The organism is Mesorhizobium sp. M2A.F.Ca.ET.039.01.1.1 (assembly GCF_003998035.1).
Classification (GTDB): Bacteria; Pseudomonadota; Alphaproteobacteria; order Rhizobiales; family Rhizobiaceae; genus Mesorhizobium.
The window spans coordinates 1-999 of the sequence record NZ_RZRY01001273.1; the positions used below are offsets into that span (position 1 = coordinate 1).

At 60.1% G+C, this 999-nt stretch carries 1 protein-coding gene and 1 pseudogene; both read right to left on the reverse strand.

Going from position 1 to position 999, the window contains the following annotated elements; translation table 11 throughout:
• Positions 1 to 88 (reverse strand): annotated as a pseudogene (locus EOA24_RS43680) (succinyl-CoA--3-ketoacid-CoA transferase); the annotation flags it as partial.
• Positions 89 to 106: 18 nt separating this feature from the next.
• The gene (locus EOA24_RS39225) at positions 107 to 802 is read right to left on the reverse strand and encodes a CoA transferase subunit A (protein WP_210213654.1); all 696 of its coding nucleotides are present in this window, start codon (positions 800 to 802) and stop codon (positions 107 to 109) included.
• Positions 803 to 999: the final 197 nt, after the last annotated feature.

Below are 999 nucleotides of genomic sequence, written 5' to 3' on the forward strand. Positions count from 1 at the left end.
TCGGAATGCCGATGCCGACATTGACGTAAGTGCCGTCCTCAAGCTCGCGGGCGGCGCGCGCCGCCATCTGGTTTCTGTCCCAGGCCATGCCTCTTCTCGCTCCCCCTCAAGCGGCCGCGCGCGTGGTGCGCTGTTCGATGCGCTTCTCGTGCTCTCCCTGGATCAGGCGATGCACATAGATCCCCGGCAGGTGGACCTGATCGGGGTCAAGGCTGCCGAGCGGCACGATCTCCTCGACTTCGGCCACGCAGACCCTACCGCAGGTGGCCGCAGGCGGATTAAAGTTGCGCGCCGTCTTGCGGAAGACGAGATTGCCCGAGGGATCCGCCTTCCAGGCCTTGACGATCGCGAGATCCGCGACGATGCCGGTTTCGAGAACGTAGGTCTCGCCGTTGAAGGTCTTCGTTTCCTTGCCCTCAGCGACCACGGTGCCGACGCCGGTCCTGGTGTAGAAACCGGCAATGCCAGCACCGCCGGCGCGCATGCGCTCGGCCAGCGTTCCCTGCGGGTTGAACTCCAGCTCCAACTCACCGCTTAGATATTGCCGCATGAACTCGGCGTTATCGCCGACGTAGGACGAAATCATCTTCCTGACCTGCCGCGTCTTCAAAAGCAGGCCAAGCCCGAAGTTGTCGACGCCGCAATTGTTGGATGCGACCATCAGCTCTTTCGTGCCCGCTTCCCGGATGGCATCGATCAGAAGCTCAGGAATGCCGCAAAGCCCGAAGCCGCCAGCAGCTATGAACATCCCGTCGAATAGGAGACCTTCAAGCGCTGCGTGCGCGGTTCCATAAGTTTTCATAATCTCTCCGTGGAGTCCGGTGATAAGTGGAGACACACCAAATCCAAAAGTCTTTTTACCCGACGGTAGCAGGGCTGTCCGGGGAAAGTGTCTGGTGAATCGAAATGCCGCATGCGCATGCTCCGTAAGACGGCGGTTTTCCGTCTATCTTCTAATTGTCGAGACTCAGAAAGGGAACGGGGCATGCGCTTTACACC

What these genes read in the sequence shown, in the direction of transcription:
- EOA24_RS39225 (WP_210213654.1), bottom strand. Translation starts at nt 802, where the DNA reads ATGAAAACTTATGGAACCGCGCACGCAGCGCTTGAAGGTCTCCTATTC.